The following is a 24,844-nucleotide window of genomic DNA, read 5'->3' as shown; positions in this document are numbered from 1 at the left end:
AAAAAAACCGCTGAATTCAGCGGTTTTTTTATTATTGCAAATGTAAAACTCGCAATTGCAAACTCACTTGCCCATTAAAACTATTCTGTTCTAATTCATATACCAAATGTACCGAGGACTGCATTGGATCAAAGCTGAATTTATCCGCAGCATTAAAAGCAATCGCGTCCACCACTTGTCCGTTCTCCAAAGCCAGACGTAATTTCAAGTGAATTTCCTTTAACCAACGATAATCCAACACCTGAAACTGCCCTTCAAAGATAGGGGAAGGAAATTTTTGCCCCCAAGGGGTTAAATTTTGCAGTAAATGAACCGTATCTAAATTCAATGCCTCAGTCGGTAATATGCCATCGGTCCACAACGTTGCTTGAAACAGTGATTCATCCATACTTTGGATGAGTTGAACAAAATGCTGTTTAAATTCATCGAAATGCTGTTTCTTGATGGTTAAGCCCGCGGCTGCGGCATGTCCACCAAAATGGCTGACCAAATGTGGAAACTGCTCTGCCACGTTTTCTATGGCATCACGAATATGAATGCCTTCAATTGAGCGGGCTGAGCCTTTAATATGCTCACCATCTTCATCGGCAGCAAATACAATGGCAGGACGGTGAAACTGTTCTTTTAAGCGTCCCGCCACAATCCCTATCACCCCTTGATGCCAATGGGGTTCAAATAAAATCAACGCAGCAGGTGTCTCGCTTAGCTCAAGTTTGAATTGTGCCAGAGCGCTTAAAGCATCCTGCTTCATTTGAGTTTCGACTTGACGTCGTTCTACATTCAGCTGATTCAGTTGCTGAGCCAAAGCATATGCAGTACTGTATTCTTCTGCCAACAAACATTCAATACCAATGTCCATGGTTTCCATGCGTCCCGCAGCATTAATGCGTGGCCCCAAAACAAAACCTAAGTCTGGGGCTTTCAGTTGTGCAGCATCACGACCAGCAATTTCCAATAAAGCCGAAATCCCGATGCGACATTGTTGTTGCTGAATCCGTTTAATGCCCGCATCGACCAAAATACGGTTGTTATAGTCCAGTGCAGCGACATCTGCGTAGGTGCCTAAAGCCACCAAATCCAGATACTGCGCCATTTTGGCACTGGATTTACCTTGCTGAGCACGACCACTACTTAAATTCGCCAACAGATAAAACGCAACGCCTACACCAGCCAAGGCTTTGCTTGGAAATTCACAGCCCAATTGATTAGGATTCACCACAGCCTCAGCAGCAGGCGTCTCTTTGGTCGTGAGATGATGATCGGTAATCACCACCTGCATACCATGTGCTTGTGCCTGAGCCACACCCGCATGGCTAGAAATCCCATTGTCCACTGTAACCAAAACATCAGGCTGAAACTTCGCAAAAGCCAAATCTGCAATTGCAGGGGTTAAACCATAACCATATTTGAAGCGGTCAGGCACCAGATAATTCACTTGTGCCCCCATTTCTCGCAATGCCAAAACCATTAATGCCGTACTGGTAGCACCATCTGCATCATAGTCCCCAACAATGACGATTTTTTTTTGCTGATCGAGGGCTTGATCGAGCAGTTCAACCGCCTGAGGCAATCCTTTTAAATTCGGAGCTAAAAGATGTTTTAGCTTTAATTCCAGTTCTTGTTCAGATTGCACCCCACGGCGCGCCAAAATTTGTGCAATAAAAGGTGACACGCCCTGAATATTTTCAGGGCGTGTTAAATAAGGTCGTTGTTTAATTTGTATCTGAGTCATTTAAGGCATCAGTCGTTGTAATTTCCATTTACCATCGATTCTTTCATAACTCAGACGGTCATGTAAACGATTTGGTCGTCCTTGCCAAAACTCATAATAGTCTGGCTGCAAACGATAGCCGCCCCAAAAAGTAGGTTTATCCAATTCGGACTGATCTACAACCTGCTCTTGTAAATTCTGGAACCGTTGCTGAAGCTCGTCACGACTGGCAATCACACCACTTTGCGGCGTACTGATATGTGCAGCAATCTGGCTGTCACGTGGGCGCTTTCGATAATAGGCTGTTGCCTCATCTTCAGAAATTTTTTCGACACGACCACTGACACGAATTTGGCGCTCCAATTCGGGCCAATAAAACAATAGCTCAGCATAAGGGTTTTCAACCAAATCTAAGCCTTTTTGACTATCATAATTGGTATAGAAATCATAACCCGCTTCAGTTGCACCGCGTAATAGTACCGTACGGACGTGTGGACGACCTTGGCTGTTGGCAGTCGCCAAATACATGGCATAAGGTTCGTGTAAACGTGCCTCTAACGCCATATTAAACCAATTGAGAAATTGCTCATGCGGATGCTGTTCAACCTCCGACTCGAGTAATTCCCCTTTCTGATAACTCAACCGCAATTCACTTAAATCTTTAATTAAATCGCTCATGACATGATTCCTTAAGCGGCTTGGGTACGAACAACATCAGCAAGATGATTTGCCAAAGTAGTCACTTCTTCTAGTTGATCACCTTCGACCATGACCCGAATCACTGGTTCCGTGCCTGATTTACGAATTAAAAGTCGACCACGACCTGCGAGCTGTGCTTCCGCTTTTTCAAATTCAGCCACCATTGCAGGGTTTGCATACGGGTCTATCATCTGCTCCAAATGCACATTGACCAATACTTGCGGGAATAGATTGAAGTCTGCAACCAGTTCATGCAATGGCTTATTCTGTTCAACCATTACTGTCAGTACTTGTAATGCCGCAATGATCGCATCCCCTGTCGTGCTCTTATCTAGCGTTAGGATATGACCTGACGGTTCACCACCTATGACCCACTGATTTTCTTCAAGAGCTTGCAACACATAACGGTCGCCCACTTTAGCGCGTACAAATGGCACTTGAGCTTGTTCTAATGCCAATTCTAGCGCCATGTTGCTCATGACTGTACCAGCAATACCTGCTGGTTTTTTGCTGGCTTGTGTCGCCAAAATATACAGAATATGGTCACCTGTAATTTGTTCACCATTACGGTCGACCATAATCACGCGATCCGCATCACCATCAAAAGCAATCCCTACATCTGCCTTATGTTCAACAACAGCTTTCTGTAAGTTTTCAGGATGGGTTGAACCACAATCTTTATTAATGTTGAGACCATCTGGCTCATTATAAAGTGCAATTACTTTGGCACCGAGTTCTTTAAACACGGCAGGTCCCACGTTGTACGCAGCACCATTAGCACAGTCCACTACAATTTTTAAATTTGACAAATCATAATGATATGGGAAAGTCGATTTACAGAATTCGATATAACGGCCGTTCGCATCTTTCACACGAACACTTTTACCCAAATTGGCAGTGTCTTCAATCAGCAAGTCATTTTCTAATTCTTGATTAATCGCTTCTTGCAATGCATCAGGCAGCTTTTTACCTTCGCCAGAAAAGAATTTAATGCCGTTATCAAAATACGGGTTATGCGATGCAGAAATCACGATCCCTAAGCTCGCATGTAAAGCACGAGTCAAATGGGCAATTGCAGGCGTTGGTAATGGCCCTAATAAATGCACATAAACACCCGCAGCATTCAGTCCCGCCTGTAAAGCCGCTTCTAAAATATAGCCCGATAATCGAGTGTCTTTACCTAATACGACGATTGGCTTTTCTTTCTGCGAATTTTTTTTTAAGACTTTTCCTGCTGCAAATCCTAGTTTTAATGCAAATTCAGGCGTAATTGGTAATTCTCCAAATTTCCCACGAATACCATCTGTGCCAAAATAACTCATGTTTTACTCACTTCTTATAGCTAGGTGCTGTTATCCACCTTTTGTCATAGTGAAATACTTTACACCAAAACAAAAAAGACCGTCATAGTGTTGACGGTCTCTTTGGATTTAAATTACGAAAAATCAACCAACGCGATAGTTGGGTGCTTCTTTAGTAATAGTGACATCATGCACGTGAGACTCTGACATACCTGCGGCAGTAATCTTCACGAATTTTGCATTTTGACGTAGATCTTCAATAGTCGATGAACCCGTATACCCCATAGAAGAACGTAAGCCACCCATCATTTGATGTACGATATTGCCCATTGGTCCTTTGTACGGTACACGACCTTCAATACCCTCTGGCACCAACTTCTCAGCACCCGCTTTAGAGTCTTGGAAGTAACGGTCAGCCGAACCTGTCGCACCCGCCATTGCACCCAATGAACCCATACCACGGTAAGCTTTGTAGTAACGACCTTGGAAGAACTCCACTTCACCCGGTGCTTCTTCAGTACCTGCAAGCAGTGAACCCACCATAATCGTGCTTGCACCCGCACCAATCGCTTTCGCCATATCGCCAGAGAAACGAATACCACCGTCAGCAATTAAAGGAATTTGTTCTTTTAATGCATTGGCAACGCTATCAATCGCAGAGATTTGCGGCATACCAATACCCGCAACAATACGTGTAGTACAGATTGAACCAGGACCAATCCCGACTTTTACAGCATCTGCACCTGCATCAAGTAAAGCTAATGCAGCATCACCTGTTGCAATGTTACCGCCAATTACTTGCACTTGTGGGTAGTTTTGTTTAACCCAACGTACACGTTCGATTACGCCTGCAGAGTGACCATGAGCAGTATCGACCACAATCACGTCAACACCTGCATCAACCAATGCTTCTACGCGGCTTGGTGTTTCTACACCTGTACCCACTGCAGCACCTACGCGTAAACGACCGAGGTCATCTTTACAACTGTTTGGATAAAGTTCTGCTTTACGGAAATCAGTGACCGTAATGAGACCTTTTAATTCGTTGTTTTCGCCAACCACCAATACTTTTTCAATACGGTGTTTCTGTAAGAGTGCTTGAATCTGTTCTTTAGATTCACCTTCACGTACAGTCACTAAACGGTCTTGACCCGTCATAATGCTACTTACAGGTTGCTCAAGATTGGTTTCAAAACGCGTATCACGTCCTGTTACTATACCAACCACTTTCCCGTCTTTTACTACAGGCACACCACTGATGTTGTTGGCTTGCGTAATCGCAATCAACTCACGTACTGTGGTTTCTGGTGTTACTGTAATTGGGTCTTTGACCATACCTGCTTCAAATTTTTTCACACGGCGTACTTCTGCAGCTTGGGCAGCAATATCCATGTTTTTATGCAAAATACCAATACCACCGTTTTGTGACATCGCAATTGCCATACGTGACTCAGTCACGGTATCCATTGCTGCTGAAACGAGAGGGATATTTAAGTTAATGCCACGAGTCAGGCGTGTCTTTAGAGAGACATCTTTTGGGAGGACAGTAGAATAGGCAGGGAGTAATAAGACATCATCGAAGGTTAACGCTTCTTGAACGATGGTCAACATAACAGTCTCACTGGTAATTTCCGTGCGCTATTATAAACAAATTTAGCTTTAAATTTCATTTTTTATTAAAAAAATATCATTTAAAAAATATAGGTACACGGTAAAGCATTTTTCAGCCCCCGTTTTAATGTTAGAAATGAGATTGGCTGGCCTGCCAATCTCATTTCTCAATTGAGTAAGACGTTAGGTTGGACAGGTAAAAATACTTTCATCCATTAAGTCAATGCCACATTCTAAAGTTTCAATCCAATCCAAGAATTGGTTAATCATCTCTTTGCCGATAAACGGCGTACCATGTTGCGGCACAATCATTTCAACATCCATGCTGCGTACCATGTTTACCCAAAGGCGAATCACTTTGTTGGAACACATATAACGTTGATGAAACCCTTTCATTTTAGGAATATGTGAAGAAAAATTTTCCAAGGGCTTGTTGGCATCATCCACCATAGATGCGCCCATATCGCCTGAAAACAAAATTTTTGCAATTGGGTCGTAAAATTGAAAATTCCCAACTGAATGTAAAAAATGAGCAGGAACAACAACAATACTGGATTCACCCAAAGGAATGATCCCACCGTGGTCTGGCAATTCGATCAAGCGTTCTAACCATCCACCTTTCATTCGGTCACTCATAAAAGCAGAGTTTAAATGGGGTAAGAAGCGTGCCCAAAGCTTTGAAGCCACAACTTTAGCCTCGGTATACACCAGCCAGCGTGGCATTGAAGTAATGATGTCTGGATCTTGGTGCGAGGCCATCACATAATCAAGATTGGTCAAGCGTGTATATTTATTCAGTTCCATGGTTAAGGGTACATAGGTCAAATCTCCCCCTGGATCTAATACTGCAGCACGCTCATGATCTAAAATCAGAAACTGGTTTGCCTGTACGCCTTCACCTTTAACCAAGCTGGTAAAACTGATGCACTTATGTGTGCCATTATCAAATAACACTTGTGACGTGGTGCGATCAAAAGCCATAGCAAAACCCCAATAATTCTATTCTATTAAGTACAATTTTTTAATTCCCTATAACATAAATGGAAATAACTAAACTTACAATAAATATACAGAGCTAGTTTTCATTTTTATGTCCTTATTTGACTGATTTACCTAATAAAAAACCCAACTAATTTGCTGGGTTTTCCAAAAAATCTCACTTAGAAGAAATAATGCTGTACTAAGGTCGAGACCCCAATAATCAGGAAGATGGCTGCGCCAATTTTATGAATTAATGAGATCGGTAGCTTATCTGCCAACTTATTACCCACAAAAACTGCAGGTGCGTTTGCCAACATCATGCCTACAGTAGTTCCTGCCATCACCCAGAAAATGCTGTCATAACGCGCAGCCAAAGCTACAGTGGCAATTTGAGTTTTATCGCCAATTTCTGCCAAAAAGAACAAAACGAAGGTGGCGCCGAATACGCCAAATCTCTGCCACTTATTGATACTATCAGTCTCATCATCCAGCTCATCTGGAATTAACATCCAAGCTGCCATACCAATAAAGCCAAGTGAAAGTACCCAGATTAATACTTCAGGACTCAAAACAGTCGTAATCCACTGACCCAATACTGCAGATAAGCCATGGTTAATCAGCGTTGCAGCTAAAATTGCAATCAGAATAGGAACTGGTTTACGGAAACGTGCAGCCAATAATAAGGCAAGAAGTTGGGTTTTATCACCCATTTCAGCGAGTGCGACAATTGCTGTCGAAATGAGGAACTCATGCATAACATCTTTTCTCTGGCTAGCAAAATTTGCCTATGACTTACCCCTCCTGCTAGCCAAAATCAAATAGATTGATGCAGAGTGGTAAATCAAAGGTCTTGCCAACAAAAAAAGCTGTTTGATAAGCTTATTTGGTTCTTTGCTATGATGACCATGTTCTGTGGAACAATTATGTTGATCATCACCTTTTTACATAGCGTAAAAAGCGGCTACTCCCCAATGAATCATGAGTATTATATAAAATTCCACCAATTTTTCAAATCTTTGATTGTAGTTTTTCGTTTTCCCACTGCCATGCTTGGTTGTTTAAACTGAAAAACCGAAACGCTGATATAACCACAGTGCACCACGACACAATCCCAAGAACATCGCCAAACCGACATTAAAGCCCAACCAACCAAAACTTCCCCAACCGCTGGCACCACCAATATGCTGTGCCTGATATTCCATCGAAAAGACAATCGTGGCGGTGAAAATTTCCAACCCCATCACCAAATAGGTGATCCATTGCCATGGAAAATGCAGCACACTGAGCCAAAGTCCCATCAACACTAAAACCAATAATAAGACTGGCAGCATAAATTTAAAAAAGGCAAACATTTGCATGCAACTCCCTGCATTCAATTTATCTTTGACATCTTTATGCATTTTAACCAAATCATGCAAATGCACGAGACTTCACAACAGATTTTTACGATTTATCCAAACCTATCACAATAAAAAACCCCGCCGAGGCGGGGTTCAAAGTAACGTTTTAAACTGGATTAGAGCAGTAAACTGCGAATATCACCCAATAACTTGGTGAGCTTATTGGTAAAGCGTGCCGCATCTGCACCATTAATTACACGGTGATCATAAGACAAGGACAACGGCAACATTAGGCGTGGATCAAAACCTTGACCATTCCATACAGGCTGCATCGTTGCAGGTGAAATACCTAAAATTGCTACTTGTGGCCAGTTCACCAACGGGGTAAATGCCGTACCACCAATTGCACCTAAGCTTGAAATAGTGAAATTCGCACCTTGCAAGTCTTTCGGAGAAAGTTTTTTGTCACGGGCTTTTTGACCCATCACACCTAACTCCACTGCAATTTGCTTAATGGTTTTCTGGTCTGGATTACGCAATACTGGAACCGTTAAACCATCTGGAGTTGCTACCGCAATTCCCATATGGATTTCATTGCGCAACAACACTGATTTACCATCATCAGATAAATGACCTGCGAACTCACGCTCTTCTTTCAACAAATGCGCAACCGCTTTGATGATGAATGCCATAATTGTCAGGCTGATACCTTCTTTTTTGAAGTTACCTTTCAGCTCATTACGCCAATCTTCTAACTCAGTAATGTCTGCCAAATCGAACTGGGTGACTTGCGGAATAAAGTTGTTTAACGACAATTGCGGAATTGATACTTGCTGCAAACGCGTCAGTACTTTTTCTTCCACGCCACCAAACGCAGTAAAGTCAGGAAGCTTTGGCAAACCTGAAACCGCTGGTGCAGCCGCAGCAACTGGTGCAGCTTGTGGCGCAGTTAAACGAGTCTTCACATAAGCAAAGATATCTTCTTTAACAACACGGCCATGCTCACCAGAAGTTTTAACTTGTGACAAAATCACACCAAGTTCACGAGCAAGCTTACGCACAGCAGGACCTGCATATACTTTAGCGTTTTCGGCTTCTTGCTCTTTGGTTAACTTGTCACTACCAGACACTGGAGCAGATACAGCCTGAGTCGGAGCAGGAGCTGCCGCTTTAGGTGCTGCTGCCTGTGGAGCTGGAGCTACTTCTGCTTTTGCCGCTGGTGCCGCAGCAGGTGCTTGGCCTTCAGCTTCAATTGTTGCAAGCAATATACCTTGTGAAACCTGCTGGCCTGCTTGCAAGTGAATCGCTTTCACAACGCCCGCAACAGTACTTGGAACTTCCACAGTCGCTTTATCTGACTCAACCACAACAAGGCTCTGGTCTACATCAACTTTATCACCAACTTGTACCAAAATTTCAGCAACAACTGCTTTATCTACGCCCAAATCAGGAACGTTAATATCAACTGGTCCAGATTGAGTAGCAGTCGCAGCTACAGTTTCTTGTTGAACTGGTGCAGGCGCTGCCGCTGGAGCTGCTGTAGAAACAGGAGCTTCAACTGGTGCACTTGATGCAGATGTTGATTTCACTTTTAACAGTACAACACCTTCTTTCACGGTGTCGCCAGCTTGAATTTCAACACTTTCAACTGTGCCCGCAACCGTGCTCGGTACTTCAACTGTCGCTTTGTCTGATTCAACCACCACAATACTTTGATCAATTTCAATCGTATCGCCAGCTTTGACCAGTATTTCACCCACGACTGCTTTTTCAACACCAATGTCTGGAACTTGTACATCAACTACAGCACTTGTGGCTGGTTGAGTCGCTGCAACAGGAGTTACTACTTCTGGTGTGGCAACTGGAGTAGGTTCAGCTATTTTTTCTTCCACTTTTGCTGCGACAGGAGTTGCAGCAGCATCTGATTCAAGCTCAATCAGTACCGCGCCTTCAGACACTTCATCGCCCACTGCAACACTGATGCTTTTAACCACGCCTGCTGAAGTGCTTGGCACTTCAACAGAGGCTTTGTCTGACTCAAGGAGAACTAGACTGTCATCAACAGCAATCTGGTCACCCACTTTCACTAAAATTTCTGCAACCGTGGCTTTGTCCACGCCAATATCAGGTGTTGTGATTTGCATGCTTAGTTCTCCTCACCTGATTGTTCTTTGTAGTCCGCAACTGCGTGAACTTCAGGGTGTGCCTGAGGAGCCCATGCCACTGGACGGTCTGTGTCTAACTCAAATGAAGAAATCGCATCTTTGACTAGGCGCGCATCGACTTCACCTTCATCTGCTAGTTTTTTCAAGGTCGCAACCACAATGTGTGCAGCATCTACACCAAAATAGCTACGTAAGTTTGCACGTGTATCTGAGCGGCCATAACCATCTGTGCCTAAGGCTACGAATGGACGGTTGTCAGGTAAGTAAGCACGAACTTGTTCGCTATAAGCGCGCATGTGATCCGTTGCAGACACAACGATACCGTCAGTTGGGCGAAGTAACTGAGAAATCCACGCTTCTTTCGCTTGTTCAGCCAACGGATGTAAGCGGTTGTATTCTTCACATGCCATACCATCACGTGCCAACTCATTGAAGCTGGTTACACTCCAAACGTTTGAATGGATTTGGTATTCATCACGTAAGATTTTTGCCGCTTTAATCACTTCACGTAGAATCACACCCGAACCGAGCAATTGAACTGTTGCTTTCTCATCTTGTTCGAATAAGTACATCCCACGCTTAATGCCTTCTTCAACACCTTGTGGCATTTCTGGGTGTTCGTAGTTTTCGTTCATTACGGTGAGGTAGTAGAAAATACGCTCTTGGTTCACATACATACGCTGTAAACCATCATGTACGATCACTGCTAATTCATAACCAAAGCATGGATCATAAGACACACAGTTTGGAATCGTGTTCGCAAGGATGTGCGAGTGACCATCTTGGTGCTGTAAGCCTTCACCGTTCAGTGTTGTACGACCAGCAGTTGCACCTAACAAGAAACCTTGAGCTTGTGCATCACCCGCAGCCCATGCAATGTCACCAATACGTTGGAAACCAAACATTGAGTAGTACATATACATTGGAATCATCGGCAAGTTGTTGGTTGAATAACTCGTTGCCAACGCTGCCCATGCACTCATCGCACCCGCTTCGTTAATGCCTTCTTGAAGCATGTGACCATCTTTTGCTTCACGGTAATGCATTAACTGTTCTTGGTCTTCTGGGGTGTACTTTTGACCGTGAGCGGCATAAATACCCAACTGACGGAACATCCCTTCTAAACCAAACGTACGTGCTTCATCTGGAACGATTGGTACTACGCGGTCTTTAATTGCTTTTTCTTTAAGTAAAGAAGCAATCAAACGAACCATCACCATGGTAGTAGATTGTTCTTTGCCTGCAGAACCTTTTAATACTGCATCAAATACCGACAATTCAGGTATGGCTAATTGCTCACTCTCTTTACGACGTGCAGGTAGGTAACCACCCAAAGCTTCACGACGCGCCTTCATATACTTCATTTCTGGAGAGTTTTCACTTGGGCGGTAGAATGGAAGCTCTTCTAATTTATCGTCTGTAAATGGCAGGTTGAAACGGTCACGTACATATTTCAAAGAGTCGATCTGCATTTTTTTGATTTGGTGAGTTTTGTTCACCGCTTCAATTTCTTCAGACAAACCGTAACCTTTAACAGTTTTCGCAAGAATCACTGTTGGTTGACCTTTGGCTTTCATTGCTTCTGCATAAGCTGCAAAAACTTTGTACGGGTCATGACCACCACGGTTAAGATTATCGATGTCTTCATCGCTTAAATCTTTTACAAGTTCCGCAGCTTCTGGGTACTTGCCAAAGAATTTCTCACGCGTGTATGCACCACCTTTCACTTGATAGCGTTGGTATTCACCATCAACGGTTTCTTCCATTACTGCTTTTAAAGCGCCTGTGCTGTCTTTTGCAAGTAGCGGATCCCAATGACGACCCCATACTACTTTAATGACACGCCAGCCTGCACCACGGAATAAAGATTCTAATTCTTGAATAATTTTACCGTTACCACGTACAGGACCATCTAGACGCTGTAAGTTACAGTTAACAACCCAAATGAGGTTATCAAGTTTTTCACGGCCAGCTAGTGAAATTGCACCAGTACTTTCTGGCTCATCCATCTCACCATCGCCCAGATAAGCCCAAACTTTACGATCTTCTTCTTTGATCAAGCCACGGTTCATCAAATATTTTTGAATGTGTGCTTGATAAATCGACATGATTGGACCAAGACCCATTGATACCGTTGGGAATTGCCAATAGTCCGGCATTAAGTATGGATGTGGATAGCTTGGTAAACCATTACCGCCCACTTCACGGCGGAAATTACTTAACTGTTCTTCAGTTAAACGTCCTTCCAAGAAAGAACGTGCATAAATACCAGGCGCACAGTGACCTTGGTAATAAATCATATCCCCGCCAAAGTTATTGCTGTTTGCGCGGAAGAAGTGGTTAAAACCAACATCGTATAAAGTTGCTGAAGATGCAAAACTCGCCAAGTGACCACCTAGGTCATCACCTGTTTTATTGGCACGAAGTACCATTGCCAAAGCATTCCAACGAATCAATGCACGAATACGGCGTTCCATATCTTGGTCGCCTGGCATTGCTGGTTGTTCTTCAACAGAAACCGTATTTAAATAAGGAGTGTTTAAGCGCTGAATAGGAACATGTTTCGCGATTGCACGTTGATATAATTTTTCTAATAAAAATGCAGCACGCTCTGTTCCCATGTGTTTTAGAACCGAATCGAAAGCATCTTGCCATTCTTGGGTTTCTTGCGCATCTGTATCGCCATAAAACGCCATAATCCACCTATTCCTTAAGCTTAATCTATTATGTATATGTACCATACTTTGGTATTAGAAGTTATCGCTGTAGCTGAATACGGGCAGGTACCACTATTTATAAAATAAATAATTAATGACGATTTAACACTCAAATTAACAAAAAATCGCCAATAATGATGTTTTTTTATACAAACAAAACTCTTCTGCCTGATAACATGAAAAAAGATACAGAAAACGTCACTACTTTGGTGCAAATATTGGAAACAATAAAAAGGCAGTGTATGGGAAAGAGGTAGGACCCAATACACTGCCTTTAGAAGGATTTGAAGCTTTAATAACGAGATGTAATTATGGCAACATGGCTAAATAAGTTGATGGATTTTTACGCTGACCATCTTTTACAACTTCATAATGCAAATGTGGTCCCGTACAACGGCCTGTACAACCCACATTGGCAATATGTTCACCCGCATTTACTCGATCACCAACACGTGCAATTAAACGTGAAGCATGTGCATAACGTGTGATATAACCATTGCCATGGTTAATTTCAACATATTGACCATAACCAGAACCCCAACCCGATTTGGTTACAACACCTGGTCCTGTCGCATAAATTGGCGTACCACTTGGTGCTGACAAATCTAAACCAGAGTGATGTTCAGCACGACCACCCATAGTACGACCACCAAAGTCCGAGCTGATGCGTTTCATGTCTGGTAATGGATGAGAGACTAACCATGAATAAGGACTATTCGAAGATGCAGAATACGAAGTTTTAGTGGCATATTTTTTAGCAATCGATTCGTTATTTAGCTCAACTGTTTTTTCACGCAATCTGACTGATAACTCGGTACTTGCAGGAAGATCAATATCTTCAGGTTCAGCATACGAACCTTGTGCTAAAGTTTGAGTCAGTTGCTCTATACGATCTGGTGAAGCAGTGGTGTTAGAATTTAATTGAACTAAATCAGCGAAAGCCACCGATGCGGCCGAAGCTGCCAAAGAAAATGCCAATAAAATACGTCTTGTGTGCATGAAAACCTCTTTAAACTGTTCTTACAAAAGTTCCTTGCGTGATCTCTTCCTTGATATCTACTGAAAGGAGCGCATAAGATTAAGACACAAATATGAAGGTAATATGTATGTCTGAACCAGAGAATCTCTTTCAACAAACAAGAAAACGCATAAAAACAGGAAACTTGTCGTTTCTCTCAACCCAAGTTGCTGCATGGCAGAAACTTAGCAAACTCATTCAACCGTTATTGCCTCAACCAGAGCAATGGCAGGTTGCTTGTTATCAATATGGTGTTTTAACCGTAACGGGTGAAAATCAAGCGATGGTGAGTCAACTTGGTTACTTACAAAAGCACTATATTGTTCAATTGGCTCAACTAGAAGAACTGAAAGACTTACAAAAAATACAGGTTCGTTTAAGAGTATCCTCAAAAACTACACAGACAACTGAATCATCTTCCCGATCTCTTAGCCCAGAAACCCAAGATTTATTAAAAGGGGCTGCTGACTTTGTGAGCGACCCTAAGCTTAGCCAAGCAATGCTACGTTTGGCAAGCAATAAAAAGTAACCTAGGGCTGGGTTTGGAAAATGCCTCAGCCAACGAACGTGACTTAATTCACATTTCAATTTGTTATATTATAACGTAGCCCATATAAGACAATGACTTATGTCACACTTACATAAGGGATTGGACATTGATCTATGTCATCAAATGTTACAATTTCGTAGCTACTTGGATCACTTTGAACATTGCGTAACAATTGGTTATTGAGAGCATGACCTGACTTATATCCATCAAATTTCGCAATAATTTGATGTCCTAATAAATATAAATCACCTACAGCATCCAATATTTTGTGACGAACAAATTCATCTGAGAAGCGCAAACCTTCTTCATTGACCACGCCAGTATCATCTACACCAATGGCATTCTCTAAACTTGCCCCTAAAGCCAAATTGTTGGCTTTTAAATAATCTAAGTCCTTCATGAAGCCAAATGTACGTGCTTCACTAACTTCGTAGACAAAAGTTTCAGTTGAAAAATCGATGGTGGCTGACTGATATTCTTTTTTAAATGCGGGGTGGTCAAAATCGATGGTGAAATTCAGTTGAAAACCTGAATGCGGCGTGAAAATTGCACGCTTATCATCAATTAATGCTTCAACAGGTTTTAAGATTCGAATAAATTTTTTGGCTGCATTTTGCTCGACCAATCCACCTTGCATTAACAGATAGATAAATGGACCAGCACTGCCATCCATAATTGGCACTTCTGAAGCCGAGACTTCGATAATTAAATTATCAATACCCAAACCTGCGATCGCACTCATCACATGTTCAATGGTGCCTACTTTGGCATCTTCCTGAACCAAATTAGAGCACATAAAGGCTTCTTGAATCAGCATTGCATCGGCTTGAATGTCCACAGGTGGATCCAAATCAATACGGCGAAATACAATACCCCCATCCACATGGTGCGGCACAAAGTTCATTAATACCTTTTGCCCACTATGAAGACCAATACCGCTCGCTTTCACGACACGTTGCAGGGTACGCTGTTTCAACATGCTCTTTCTATCATCTGCCCATAAATCCGCTATACGTTAGCATATTTAGCCATTGATAAAAAACAAAAAGGTAGCGATAACGCTACCTTTTATAGTATTTCAAAAGCAAGTTATTGAAAAATAATTACTTACGTTGCTGATTTTTCAAATAATCTTGAATACTCATTGGTGTTGGGCGTGATGCACCAGCAGATGAAGCCGCATTAATTGCTGGAGCATCAGCCTGCTGACGTTGAATCGCAGGAACATCATCTTCCTCAACCACAGCATGGGTCGTTGCAGAACGTGAAACCTGCGTATTTGGACGCTTCACAGGTTCAATCGCATCTGCTGAATTGCGGGTTAAACCTGTTGCAATCACAGTCACGCTAATTTCATCACGTGCATCAGGGTCAAAGACCGTACCGTAGAAGACTTGACCTTCATCCAAGTCCACAATTTGGTTCACGACATCCGTGATTTCTTCAATTTCACCAAAGGTGACATCATCACCACCAGTGACGTTAATCAAAATACCCTTCGCATTCATAATCGTTACGTTATCTAATAACGGGCTACGAATCGCCTGTTCTGCGGCTTGACGCGCACGATGTTCACCACGACCTGAGCCTGCACCCATCATGGCATAACCACGAGTACTCATTGCTGTTTTCAAGTCGGCAAAGTCAAGGTTAATGTGACCAGGGCGAACCACCAAATCAAAGATACTGCGTACCGCATTCAACAATACATCATCTGCCTTTTTATAAGCATCTTTCATCGAGATATCGCGGAATACTTTGAGCAAACGCTGGTTTGGAATAATAATAAGTGAGTCTACGTGCGCTTCTAAAGCCTCAATGCCTTTTTCAGCAGACTGTTGACGACGTTTCCCTTCAAAATTAAACGGCGTGGTCACTACACCTACAGTTAAAATACCCATTTCTTTGGCAATTTCTGCAACGACTGGTGCAGCCCCTGTACCTGTACCACCACCCATACCCGCAGTCACAAACACCATGTCGGTGCCTTCTAAATGCTGGCGGATCAACTCACGACTTTCTTCGGCCGCCGTTTGACCCACTTGAGGATTGGCACCTGCACCTAAACCACGGGTACTTTGTTCGCCTAACTGGATTTTAAATTGCGCATTCATACGGTCTAATGCTTGCTTGTCCGTATTGGCACAAACAAATTTTACACCTTGAATATCCGATTCCAACATGTGTTGAACGGCATTACCGCCTGCACCACCTACACCAAATACAGTGAAACGGGCTTGACCGTTGCTATCGTTCTGATCATCTTCTAAAAATTCAAATGAGGCCATGACCTTTAAATTTCCTAATTCGTAATTGGCAGTCACTTAAGCCCGTATACTGCCTTGATCTGCATAAATAAAATTGGTTTTAGAATGCTGTTCAATGTCTAGGTTGTCAAGTCTTGACCGCCTAACGTACAACTTCCAAACAATATTCCTTAAAAATACCACTAAAAAATAGACTTCAACTTGTCATTTAGCCCTGACCATGCTCGTCCAGCACGTTGCCAGAACGAAAGTGTTTCAGTATCTACACTTTCTACCAAGGTCTCTTGTGGATCCCCTTGACTGAACATCAATAAGCCCGCCGCCGTTGCATATTGGGAACGGCGTAATGATGCCAAATAAGGCTCATCGGCATAAACTTGTACAGGTGGATTGCCCAAATGCGCTGAAATACCCAACATGCGACGCACCAAGCTGACCATGCCTTCAATTTGGCAAGCATCACCCGTCAAAACAACACCATGATATAACCCATGAATAGCGCCACTACGCTCAAGTGCTTCTCGAACTTGGGTTAAAATTTCTTCATAGCGTGCAATCATGATGTCAGACAATTCAATTCGGCTAATGGTTTGCGGACCATCAATCCCTTGAATTTGAATCATATGGTCAGGTTTGACCACTTTTAAATCGACACAACCATAAAGCAACTTAATTCTTTCTGCTTCTTCTGTCGTGGTCTGCAAAACGGCAGCAATATCACGTGTCACATGTTCACCGCCACGCTGCAACGTTTCCGCCATCGCCAGACGCCCATCTAAATAGACAGCAAGATTGGTGGTTCCAGCGCCCATGTCGAGCAAACAAACCCCATATTCTTTTTCGTCTTTCAGCAAACTGGCTTCTGCTGTGGCCAAACAAGACACCACCATTTTCTCTACGGTGATGTTTGCACCTTTCATGGCGCGATCCAAATTCTGCATGGTACTGATCGGTAACATCATCAACTGATAATGCCCTTTCATCGTGTGCGCGGACATCCGAATTGGATTCTGTACCCATTCTGGAGAATCATCCAATTCAAAACCTAGCGGAACTGCACTTACCAAATAATGATCTGAAGTGACATGGCTGGCTTTGGCCAACTCTAAGGCTCTCACGACTTCATTGGTGCTAATACTATGTTCAGCATTTTCAATTGGGGTACGCCCCGAAGCATAAAAACTTTTTAATTCTGCACTTGGAATAGAAACCCAAGCTGAATGCACACGGCACTCAGCCATATCTTCCGCTTCCTGAACGGCATTTTTTATCGCCGTGATGACTTTGTCCAAGCTCACGATTTTGCCTTTGTTCATACCGCGATTACGTGCAGTCGCCATCCCAATGACTTGTATCTTGTCTGGGGCATGCACCTTACCAATCAAAACTGAAACTTTATGTGTCCCAATGTCAATCGCAACAACTGAGGGAACAGCTTCACTCATTATTTACTACCATTACATGTTTGTTTAATTTATGGCTTTACGCCTCTATTTATAAAGCCAATCATTATGGCTTTGCACTTATCCCATCCGCAATGCCTGTGTCATTAATCGTTACAACAAAGTGACCATTTACAATTTTGGGTGGGACTGTGCTTTTCCATTGAATTGCTAGGCCATTCCTATAGCGTAAATCGATTGCAGAGATTTGTGGCCATACTGGTTTCAAATCACTTTGTGCGAGATGACTCAAACGTTGTAGCTTACTCATAGTTTGATCTTGATCAACAATAACACGTAATCCAGAATCAAACTGCATAAACCAAGTCATACGCTCCGTTAAATATAATTCTTTTAGCCGAAGGTTGACTGGAAGGAATAATTGGTTAATTTCATTATAGCGACGCATCATGGTTTTGGATTGGCTGATCGGCCCATGAAGCAATGGCAATTGTTGATAATTTTTGGGTGTCACTTCAGCAAAAACATCACCGCTATCGCTTAGCAAACGCCCAGTTCCCCAACGGGCAATCGCATGACGAGGCATTACACGGACGCGAATCGCATTCGGCCATGCACGAGAAACCACAACACGATCTACCCATGACAACTCTAAAGCACGGTCACGGATTTGCTCTAAATCAGAAGTAAAATAATTATTTTGTAAAGTTGGCGCCACGTGCAACATCACTTGACGATGCTCAGCATCGGAACGTGTTCCAACCACATCCAAATCTGCTACACGTGCATCTGTCATGACCTTGTATAAGCCAAATATTCCAGCAGCCAAGACCACAAAAGCAATAACCAAGAGCAGCCAGCCACCCACGTTAGTCAGCTGTTCTTTTCGCGTGGGTGGTTTGTCATGAATCGAGGTAATTGCGGCGCGTTTGCGGCGCATCGATGCTGGAAGTTGAGCCATAACTTAGTGTGCTACACCTGTAAGTGTTTGTTCTAAAATTGCAACACATAACGCATCAAAACTATAGCCTACAGCATTGGCAGCTTTTGGCACCAATGAGTGACTGGTCATACCTGGTACTGTATTCACTTCAAGTAACCAGAAGTTGCCTTGTTCGTCCTGCATGGCATCAATACGTCCCCAACCACTTGCCCCAACCGCTTGAAATGCGCGTAAACATAAGGCTTGTAGACGTTGTTCTTCAGCTTCCGTTAAACCGCACGGAATACCATATTGCACATCATTACGTTGATATTTCGCTTCATAATCGTAGAACGCAACATCCGCAGGTGGTTGTAAACGAATCACAGGTAACGGTTGACCATTCAAGAATGAAATCGTGAATTCACGTCCTGTAATCCATTTTTCAGCCATGACCACAGCATCATGCTGAGTGGCTTTAGCAATTGCCGCAGCCAAATCTTCAGCCTTTTCAACCTTGCTCATGCCTACACTAGAACCTTCGTGTACAGGCTTAATAATGAGTGGCAAACCTAGGCTTTCTACAACTTCGGCTAAATCACTGTCTTTATCAATAATACGGTACGGTGCAGTTGGTAAGTCTGAACCTTGCCAAATTTGCTTGGTTTTAACTTTGTCCATACCAATAGCAGAACCTTGAACACCAGTTCCTGTATAAGGAATGTTTAACCACTCTAATACACCTTGGATCTGACCATCTTCACCACCACGACCATGCAATACAATAAAGGCACGATCATAATTGACCAATTCTGTCACGCTACGATTCTGAGGATCAAATGCCTCGGCATTTACCCCAGAACGAATCAATGCTTCAAGTACAGCCTGACCACTATCGAGAGAAACCTCACGCTCAGCTGATTTACCACCAAGCAACACGGCAACTTTGCCGAACTTTGAAGCATTTGACACGTTTTTATCCTTAAACTGTTATAACTTTTTAATTGAAACCGAAAACGGCAATTAATCTACATATAATTGATGCTGTGCCAGCTCAACCGAGATAGCTCCCACATTACCTGCGCCTTGTGTTAATAACAAGTCATTCGCTTGTAACACTTTACGCATTACGTTTGGCAAGTTTCCTTCTACGGGATCAATCAAGATAGGCTCAACTTCACCACGTAAACGAATACTACGCGCTAATGCACGACTGTCCGCACCTACAATTGGTTTTTCCCCAGCAGGATAAACTTCCAATAACAACAATTGATCCACTTGTGACAACACATCAACAAAATCATCAAAACAATCGCGGGTACGACTAAAACGGTGCGGCTGGAACAACATGACCAAACGACGGTCTGGATGGCTAGCACGTGCTGCTTTAATGGTGGCTTCTACTTCTTTCGGGTGATGGCCATAGTCATCCACCAATTTTACGTTGCCTTCGCCCAACTCAAACTCACCCTGAACTTGGAAACGACGCCCCACACCGCTGAAACCTTCTAATGCACGCGCAATCGCAGCATCAGACACCCCTTCATCTGTGGCAATACCAATCGCAGCCAGTGCATTTAAAATATTATGCAAACCAGGCAAATTAATCGTTAGACGCAAAGGCTCACGATCTTTACGCAATACGGTAAAGTGTGACTGCATGCCTTCTTGTACTACGTCTACTGCGCGGATGTCATTGTCTTCATTAAATCCGTAGGTCACCAATGGACGACCAATACGTGGCATAATTTCACGGATGTTGGCATCATCACCGCACACCACTGCCAAACCGTAAAACGGCATTTTTTGTAAAAACTGGACAAAAGTGTCTTTGAGTACATCAAAGCTGCCACCATAGGTATCCATATGATCCGCATCGATGTTGGTCACAATGGTTGCCATAGGCTGTAAATGCAGGAAAGATGCATCTGACTCGTCCGCTTCAGCCACAATAAAACGACTTGCACCCAATGCCGCATTAACACCAGTACGATTTAATAAACCACCAATCACATACGTTGGATCGAGGTTTTCTTCAGCCAACATACAAGTGACAAGACTAGTGGTTGTGGTTTTACCATGAGTTCCTGCAACAGCAATCCCATGACGGTAGCGCATTAATTCACCCAGCATTTCTGCACGGCGAACCACAGGTGTACGATGTTCAATGGCTGCCTTAATTTCAGGGTTCTCTGGGTCAATCGCCGTTGAAACTACCAAAACATTAGCGCCTTGAATATTTTCCGCAGCATGCCCGATATAGACTTTAATGCCGTTTTCTTCAAGCTGTACGGTGGTTTTCGACGCCTTGATATCTGAACCAGAAACTTTATAGCCTTGGTTTTTCAACACTTCAGCAATGCCGCACATCCCAGCACCACCAATACCCACGAAATGGATATGCTTAATACGACGCATTTCAGGGATTTTAATTAACTTTTTTGCTTGATCAGCAGGTGTAGATGGAGACATAGCTTACTCTAATCACAATTCTTGAATTAGCTCAACGACATGTTGAGTTGCATCGGGTTGAGCCTGTTGACGCGCTTTGACTGCCATTTCAGACAATAATGAACGATTCATTAACGGCACTAACAATTCTTTTAAACTTTCAGGCGTCATATGGGCTTGCGGACAAATTTTTGCAGCTCCAATATTCGCTAAAAACTTGGCATTCGCCGTTTGGTGATCATCCACAGCACTTGGTAACGGTACAAATATAGCCGCGACTCCTGCTGTAGCAATTTCTGTCACCGTTAACGCACCCGCACGACAGATAATGAGATCTGCATCTGAATAGGCTTGAGCCATATCTTCAATAAACGGGTGGACTTCGACTTCTAAACTCGTAGGCGCATTGGCATATTGTGCCTGTGTCGATTCAGCATGGTTTTGACCACATTGATGGTAGACACGAAGTGGCACATTTAATTGCTTTAAAGCTTCGGGTACACATTCATTTAGTGCTTTCGCCCCCAAAGAACCACCGACAATTAAAATGCGAAGTGGTTGATGGGCTTTTTCACGCTCTTGATAACGCCAAGACGGATTTAAAATTTCGGTAATTTCTTTACGCACAGGATTGCCTGTGGTGACAATTTTAGATTGCTCTGCAAAGGTTTGCGGAAAAGCCTGACACACCGTGGTCGCAACACGTGACAATTGGGTATTGGTAAATCCCGCGATAGCATTTTGCTCATGAATAAGCACAGGAATGCCTAAAACGCGTGCAGCCAAACCGCCGGGCCCAGCCACGTAACCACCAAAACCAGCAACAGCGTCAATATTCAACTGTTTCATATAGCGCATAGCGCTTAAGGTTGCTTTTAAAATTTTAAAAGGTGCCAATAATTTGCGTACCACACCATTACCACGTACGCCTTGAATATCAATTTGATAAATTGGAATATTTTGATTTTTTAATAAGCGGTTTTCCATGCCTGTAGGTGTTGCCAACCAAGACACTTGTGTTCCTTGTTGTTGCAATTGTTTTGCAACGGCAAGTGCTGGAAAAACATGTCCACCAGTACCAGCGGCCATCATCATTACGCGTTTGGGCTTTGTTTGCTGTACATCAGTCACGGTTTAATTCTTCAGTTCAAAAAAATAGGTAAAAATTCATTTAAGTTAACAATTGTAATCACAAACGCAGAGGCGCGAAAGTTTATTTACTTTGTTTCACCCAGCGTTTCATTGTTTTTTTCTTCAGTTTTGTAAGTTTAAACAAGTTTTATTATTAATCTAGTATAAAAAACCGCTATCTTTGTTAAAAACCGCAAATCGCTTGTAGTTTTGGAAAGATCTTTTGCTTAATTTTGGGCCTCTAGCGTACTGCACAATCCTCAACCACACGCATGTGATCGAGGCATTGAGTATATTCAAATTTACTTAAACGCTTGGGCGGCCCGCCTCTAATACAGCAAATAAATCATCCGCAATTTGAGTACCAAACTGGTTGTCAATTTCACGAATACACGTTGGGCTAGTGACATTAATTTCAGTCACGTAATTGCCAATCACATCTAGACCGACAAAAATCAGTCCTTTCTCACGTAAGAAAGGCCCTACTTTTTCTGCAATGCTACGGTCATTTTCAGTCAGCGGACGGGCTTCACCCAAGCCGCCCGCAGCCAAGTTGCCGCGTACTTCACCATTTTGCGGAATTCGCGCCAAGCAATACGGTACAGGCTCGCCATTGATCATTAAAATACGCTTATCGCCTTCGACAATTTCAGGAATATAACGCTGTGCCATTATCGGCTGAGTACCATGGTTGGTTAAAATTTCAATGGTTGAGCCAATATTCACACCATCTTGATAAAGACGGAAAATTCCCATGCCGCCCATACCATCAAGTGGTTTTACAATCACATCACCTTGTTCTTTGATAAATTCACGAATTAAACCTTGCTGTGAAGTGACTAAAGTCGGGACTTGCAACTCAGGGAACTGGGTGGCAAACAGTTTTTCATTACAGTCACGCAGGCTTTGTGGTTTGTTAATAATCCACGCCCCTTCGCGTTCTGCTTGCTCTAAAATATAGGTGGTATAGACAAAGTTCATATCAAATGGCGGGTCTTTACGCATCAACACCACGTCATACGCCGCGATGGATTCTTTCTTTTTTTCACCCAATTCATAATAGTGATTGTAATCTTCAAATACCTGTAACGGTGCAATTAAACCAAACGCTTTACCCTGCTCGATATATAAATCCTGTTGTAATGCATAACCCAGTTCATGCCCGCGACGGCTTGCCGCCCATAACATGGCCATAGTTGAGTCTTTTTTCAAATTGACACTTTCAATGGGGTCCATCACAACAAGTACGCGCATAATCAAAACTCTTGTTTAAAGATATAATCAGCTAGGAGTATAACGGAGATTATTCGGTTCTATTTCTGAATTTCAATTTTCGCTTATGGATAATTTTGTATAACTTCATTCAGGTTTCCGCTATGCAACAAGCCATTATTGGTTTTCATTTAGATGATGAGCAGCATTGGGTGGCAGATTTAGCCTGCGGACATACTCAACATGTTCGCCACACTCCCCCTTGGCAAAATCGTCCCTGGGTGATGACTAAACAAGGACGGAAAGAGAAATTAGGCATGATGCTAGAATGTAAGAAATGTGATGAGAAAGATTTCGTAGATTCGCCATTATGTTAAATGAACTATTAAATAAGGCTAAACTCTAGATAGCTCAGCACGGTACTTTTTAAAATTAAAAGTCATATACCAATTGGCATTTGCTGTGATTTCTCACTACCCCTTCAGTTTGTCGTTTAGTTACTTCAACTTCTATCCATGAAAATTTAAATCATCAATACCTAATAATTCTAAAGTTATTGATGATTTAATTAGACCATTTCATAGTCCAAGGACTATGATTACAGCTATTTTTTAAATGGCCACAACAACTGCTTGAAATATCGATTCGATATAGGGGTACGAATGCCCAAACTATCTGCAGAAACTGCTTTTTCTTCATAGTGAAAAGTGCCAAAAATATGATCCCAAATCACAAAAACCTCGGCAAAATTTTTACTGCCAAAGCCCTGTTTATGATGCCAACGATGTACTTCAGCAACAGCAAATACATGTTTTAATGGCCCTGCCCGATAGTCTAAGTTGGCGTGTTGAAAACTTAAATGTACCGCAGTAAAGGTTAGCCAACAACCTATCAGCAAGGTTGGTGCCCCTAATATCGTTAATACCAATAAACTAGGTGTTGCTAGTGCAATCGCACTTAATGGATGACGTTTTTCACCATTTAACCAATATAAGCGTTTAGGTTGATGATGAATGGCATGTAATTTCCACAACCAGCGCCGACGATGACTCAGTTTATGCATATACCATAAACCAAAATCAATAATTATCCCCACCAGTAAAAATTGTACCCATATTGGCCATTGAATAGGCCATAATTTAGAAGAAAACTCGAATTTCAGGATAAATTGTAAAATTGTTGCGGTTATTAGAATAAGTGCTACATTAAAAATCGCATGAAAAATGTCAGTGAATGTATCCTCTTGATCATGTAACCATTTTTGCTGATATGGCAAAAAGTGCTCTAACATTGCAACCATAGCGCTAATGGATACAATGCATACTAGTGCGGACGGCCAATAGGGTATTTTTTGATAAGCCATCA

21 protein-coding genes and 1 riboswitch are annotated in these 24,844 nt (G+C 42.6%); of the genes, 2 read left to right on the top strand and 19 right to left on the bottom strand.

Annotated features, from left to right (window positions below):
* Positions 1-31: 31 nt before the first annotated feature.
* From recJ to C3F34_RS07425, 10 genes are all read right to left on the bottom strand, one after another.
* Positions 32-1,732 (bottom strand): single-stranded-DNA-specific exonuclease RecJ, encoded by a 1,701-nt coding sequence (gene recJ, locus C3F34_RS07470; protein WP_016168827.1) that lies wholly within the window; start codon positions 1,730-1,732, stop codon positions 32-34.
* Complete coding sequence (pdxH, locus tag C3F34_RS07465) at positions 1,733-2,389, bottom strand: pyridoxamine 5'-phosphate oxidase (RefSeq protein ID WP_044738889.1); 657 nt, start codon at positions 2,387-2,389, stop codon at positions 1,733-1,735.
* A gap of 11 nt (positions 2,390-2,400) precedes the next feature.
* Positions 2,401-3,732 (bottom strand): phosphoglucosamine mutase, encoded by a 1,332-nt coding sequence (gene glmM, locus C3F34_RS07460; RefSeq protein WP_104441337.1) that lies wholly within the window; start codon positions 3,730-3,732, stop codon positions 2,401-2,403.
* Positions 3,733-3,855: 123 nt separating this feature from the next.
* Entirely contained in the window at positions 3,856-5,322 is a 1,467-nt protein-coding gene (guaB, locus tag C3F34_RS07455) for an IMP dehydrogenase (protein ID WP_044738887.1), read from the bottom strand.
* 183 nt (positions 5,323-5,505) lie between these two features.
* Entirely contained in the window at positions 5,506-6,303 is a 798-nt protein-coding gene (locus tag C3F34_RS07450; RefSeq protein ID WP_044738886.1) for an MBL fold metallo-hydrolase, read from the bottom strand.
* A gap of 179 nt (positions 6,304-6,482) precedes the next feature.
* A complete protein-coding gene (locus tag C3F34_RS07445; protein ID WP_016168832.1) occupies positions 6,483-7,058 on the bottom strand; it encodes a TMEM165/GDT1 family protein in 576 nt (191 codons plus the stop codon).
* Between the two features lie 85 nt (positions 7,059-7,143).
* Positions 7,144-7,285: riboswitch (yybP-ykoY riboswitch) on the bottom strand.
* A gap of 76 nt (positions 7,286-7,361) precedes the next feature.
* The gene (locus C3F34_RS07440; RefSeq protein ID WP_104442311.1) at positions 7,362-7,655 is read right to left on the bottom strand and encodes a hypothetical protein; all 294 of its coding nucleotides are present in this window, start codon (positions 7,653-7,655) and stop codon (positions 7,362-7,364) included.
* A 164-nt stretch (positions 7,656-7,819) separates the two neighbouring features.
* Complete coding sequence (locus C3F34_RS07435) at positions 7,820-9,787, bottom strand: 2-oxo acid dehydrogenase subunit E2 (protein WP_104441336.1); 1,968 nt, start codon at positions 9,785-9,787, stop codon at positions 7,820-7,822.
* Positions 9,788-9,789: 2 nt separating this feature from the next.
* A complete protein-coding gene (aceE, locus tag C3F34_RS07430) occupies positions 9,790-12,504 on the bottom strand; it encodes a pyruvate dehydrogenase (acetyl-transferring), homodimeric type (RefSeq protein ID WP_016168835.1) in 2,715 nt (904 codons plus the stop codon).
* A 330-nt stretch (positions 12,505-12,834) separates the two neighbouring features.
* Entirely contained in the window at positions 12,835-13,524 is a 690-nt protein-coding gene (locus tag C3F34_RS07425) for a M23 family metallopeptidase (protein ID WP_016168836.1), read from the bottom strand.
* A 107-nt stretch (positions 13,525-13,631) separates the two neighbouring features.
* On the opposite strand from C3F34_RS07425, the gene C3F34_RS07420 reads away from it, so the two are divergent.
* Positions 13,632-14,072 carry a hypothetical protein gene (locus C3F34_RS07420; RefSeq protein WP_016168837.1) on the top strand — a complete coding sequence of 147 codons (441 nt, stop codon included), beginning with the start codon at positions 13,632-13,634 and terminating at the stop codon, positions 14,070-14,072.
* A gap of 97 nt (positions 14,073-14,169) precedes the next feature.
* Here the strand turns inward: C3F34_RS07420 and lpxC are convergent, their stop codons facing one another.
* The 8 genes from lpxC to gshB all read right to left on the bottom strand — a co-directional run bounded on the left by lpxC (position 14,170) and on the right by gshB (position 23,521).
* Entirely contained in the window at positions 14,170-15,072 is a 903-nt protein-coding gene (gene lpxC, locus C3F34_RS07415) for a UDP-3-O-acyl-N-acetylglucosamine deacetylase (protein ID WP_104441335.1), read from the bottom strand.
* A 124-nt stretch (positions 15,073-15,196) separates the two neighbouring features.
* Positions 15,197-16,381: a cell division protein FtsZ gene (gene ftsZ, locus C3F34_RS07410; RefSeq protein WP_016168839.1), complete on the bottom strand. Its 1,185-nt coding sequence runs from the start codon at positions 16,379-16,381 to the stop codon at positions 15,197-15,199.
* A 161-nt stretch (positions 16,382-16,542) separates the two neighbouring features.
* Positions 16,543-17,805, bottom strand: a complete 1,263-nt coding sequence (gene ftsA, locus C3F34_RS07405; protein WP_044738882.1) for a cell division protein FtsA — start codon at positions 17,803-17,805, stop codon at positions 16,543-16,545.
* Positions 17,806-17,869: 64 nt separating this feature from the next.
* Positions 17,870-18,724, bottom strand: coding sequence for a cell division protein FtsQ/DivIB (locus tag C3F34_RS07400; protein ID WP_044738881.1), 855 nt, complete (start codon positions 18,722-18,724; stop codon positions 17,870-17,872).
* A 3-nt stretch (positions 18,725-18,727) separates the two neighbouring features.
* Complete coding sequence (locus C3F34_RS07395; RefSeq protein ID WP_016168842.1) at positions 18,728-19,657, bottom strand: D-alanine--D-alanine ligase; 930 nt, start codon at positions 19,655-19,657, stop codon at positions 18,728-18,730.
* A gap of 51 nt (positions 19,658-19,708) precedes the next feature.
* Entirely contained in the window at positions 19,709-21,157 is a 1,449-nt protein-coding gene (gene murC, locus C3F34_RS07390) for a UDP-N-acetylmuramate--L-alanine ligase (protein WP_016168843.1), read from the bottom strand.
* Positions 21,158-21,169: 12 nt separating this feature from the next.
* Positions 21,170-22,267 carry an undecaprenyldiphospho-muramoylpentapeptide beta-N-acetylglucosaminyltransferase gene (gene murG / locus C3F34_RS07385; RefSeq protein ID WP_044738880.1) on the bottom strand — a complete coding sequence of 366 codons (1,098 nt, stop codon included), beginning with the start codon at positions 22,265-22,267 and terminating at the stop codon, positions 21,170-21,172.
* Between the two features lie 306 nt (positions 22,268-22,573).
* Positions 22,574-23,521: a glutathione synthase gene (gshB, locus tag C3F34_RS07380; RefSeq protein ID WP_044738879.1), complete on the bottom strand. Its 948-nt coding sequence runs from the start codon at positions 23,519-23,521 to the stop codon at positions 22,574-22,576.
* Positions 23,522-23,643: 122 nt separating this feature from the next.
* On the opposite strand from gshB, the gene C3F34_RS07375 reads away from it, so the two are divergent.
* Complete coding sequence (locus C3F34_RS07375; protein WP_044738878.1) at positions 23,644-23,856, top strand: DUF3565 domain-containing protein; 213 nt, start codon at positions 23,644-23,646, stop codon at positions 23,854-23,856.
* Between the two features lie 227 nt (positions 23,857-24,083).
* On the opposite strand, the gene C3F34_RS07370 is transcribed toward C3F34_RS07375, so the two are convergent.
* Positions 24,084-24,542, bottom strand: coding sequence for a sterol desaturase family protein (locus C3F34_RS07370; protein WP_265735187.1), 459 nt, complete (start codon positions 24,540-24,542; stop codon positions 24,084-24,086).
* Positions 24,543-24,844: the final 302 nt, after the last annotated feature.

Origin of the sequence: Acinetobacter sp. ACNIH2, from assembly GCF_002934965.1 — a bacterium.
Taxonomy (GTDB): Bacteria; Pseudomonadota; Gammaproteobacteria; order Pseudomonadales; family Moraxellaceae; genus Acinetobacter; species Acinetobacter tandoii.
The sequence above is the reverse complement of the archived record's forward strand: the minus strand, read 5'-3'. Positions and strand labels throughout refer to the sequence as shown.

Excerpts from the sequence above, each read along its gene's own strand:
- recJ (WP_016168827.1), bottom strand. The coding sequence starts at position 1,732 with ATGACTCAGATACAAATTAAACAACGACCTTATTTAACACGCCCTGAA.
- pdxH (WP_044738889.1), bottom strand. The coding sequence starts at position 2,389 with ATGAGCGATTTAATTAAAGATTTAAGTGAATTGCGGTTGAGTTATCAG.
- glmM (WP_104441337.1), bottom strand. The coding sequence starts at position 3,732 with ATGAGTTATTTTGGCACAGATGGTATTCGTGGGAAATTTGGAGAATTA.
- guaB (WP_044738887.1), bottom strand. The coding sequence starts at position 5,322 with ATGTTGACCATCGTTCAAGAAGCGTTAACCTTCGATGATGTCTTATTA.
- C3F34_RS07450 (WP_044738886.1), bottom strand. The coding sequence starts at position 6,303 with ATGGCTTTTGATCGCACCACGTCACAAGTGTTATTTGATAATGGCACA.
- C3F34_RS07445 (WP_016168832.1), bottom strand. The coding sequence starts at position 7,058 with ATGCATGAGTTCCTCATTTCGACAGCAATTGTCGCACTCGCTGAAATG.
- C3F34_RS07440 (WP_104442311.1), bottom strand. The coding sequence starts at position 7,655 with ATGTTTGCCTTTTTTAAATTTATGCTGCCAGTCTTATTATTGGTTTTA.
- C3F34_RS07435 (WP_104441336.1), bottom strand. The coding sequence starts at position 9,787 with ATGCAAATCACAACACCTGATATTGGCGTGGACAAAGCCACGGTTGCA.
- aceE (WP_016168835.1), bottom strand. The coding sequence starts at position 12,504 with ATGGCGTTTTATGGCGATACAGATGCGCAAGAAACCCAAGAATGGCAA.
- C3F34_RS07425 (WP_016168836.1), bottom strand. The coding sequence starts at position 13,524 with ATGCACACAAGACGTATTTTATTGGCATTTTCTTTGGCAGCTTCGGCC.
- C3F34_RS07420 (WP_016168837.1), top strand. The coding sequence starts at position 13,632 with ATGTCTGAACCAGAGAATCTCTTTCAACAAACAAGAAAACGCATAAAA.
- lpxC (WP_104441335.1), bottom strand. The coding sequence starts at position 15,072 with ATGTTGAAACAGCGTACCCTGCAACGTGTCGTGAAAGCGAGCGGTATT.
- ftsZ (WP_016168839.1), bottom strand. The coding sequence starts at position 16,381 with ATGGCCTCATTTGAATTTTTAGAAGATGATCAGAACGATAGCAACGGT.
- ftsA (WP_044738882.1), bottom strand. The coding sequence starts at position 17,805 with ATGAGTGAAGCTGTTCCCTCAGTTGTTGCGATTGACATTGGGACACAT.
- C3F34_RS07400 (WP_044738881.1), bottom strand. The coding sequence starts at position 18,724 with ATGGCTCAACTTCCAGCATCGATGCGCCGCAAACGCGCCGCAATTACC.
- murC (WP_016168843.1), bottom strand. The coding sequence starts at position 21,157 with ATGTCTCCATCTACACCTGCTGATCAAGCAAAAAAGTTAATTAAAATC.
- gshB (WP_044738879.1), bottom strand. The coding sequence starts at position 23,521 with ATGCGCGTACTTGTTGTGATGGACCCCATTGAAAGTGTCAATTTGAAA.
- C3F34_RS07375 (WP_044738878.1), top strand. The coding sequence starts at position 23,644 with ATGCAACAAGCCATTATTGGTTTTCATTTAGATGATGAGCAGCATTGG.
- C3F34_RS07370 (WP_265735187.1), bottom strand. The coding sequence starts at position 24,542 with ATGCATAAACTGAGTCATCGTCGGCGCTGGTTGTGGAAATTACATGCC.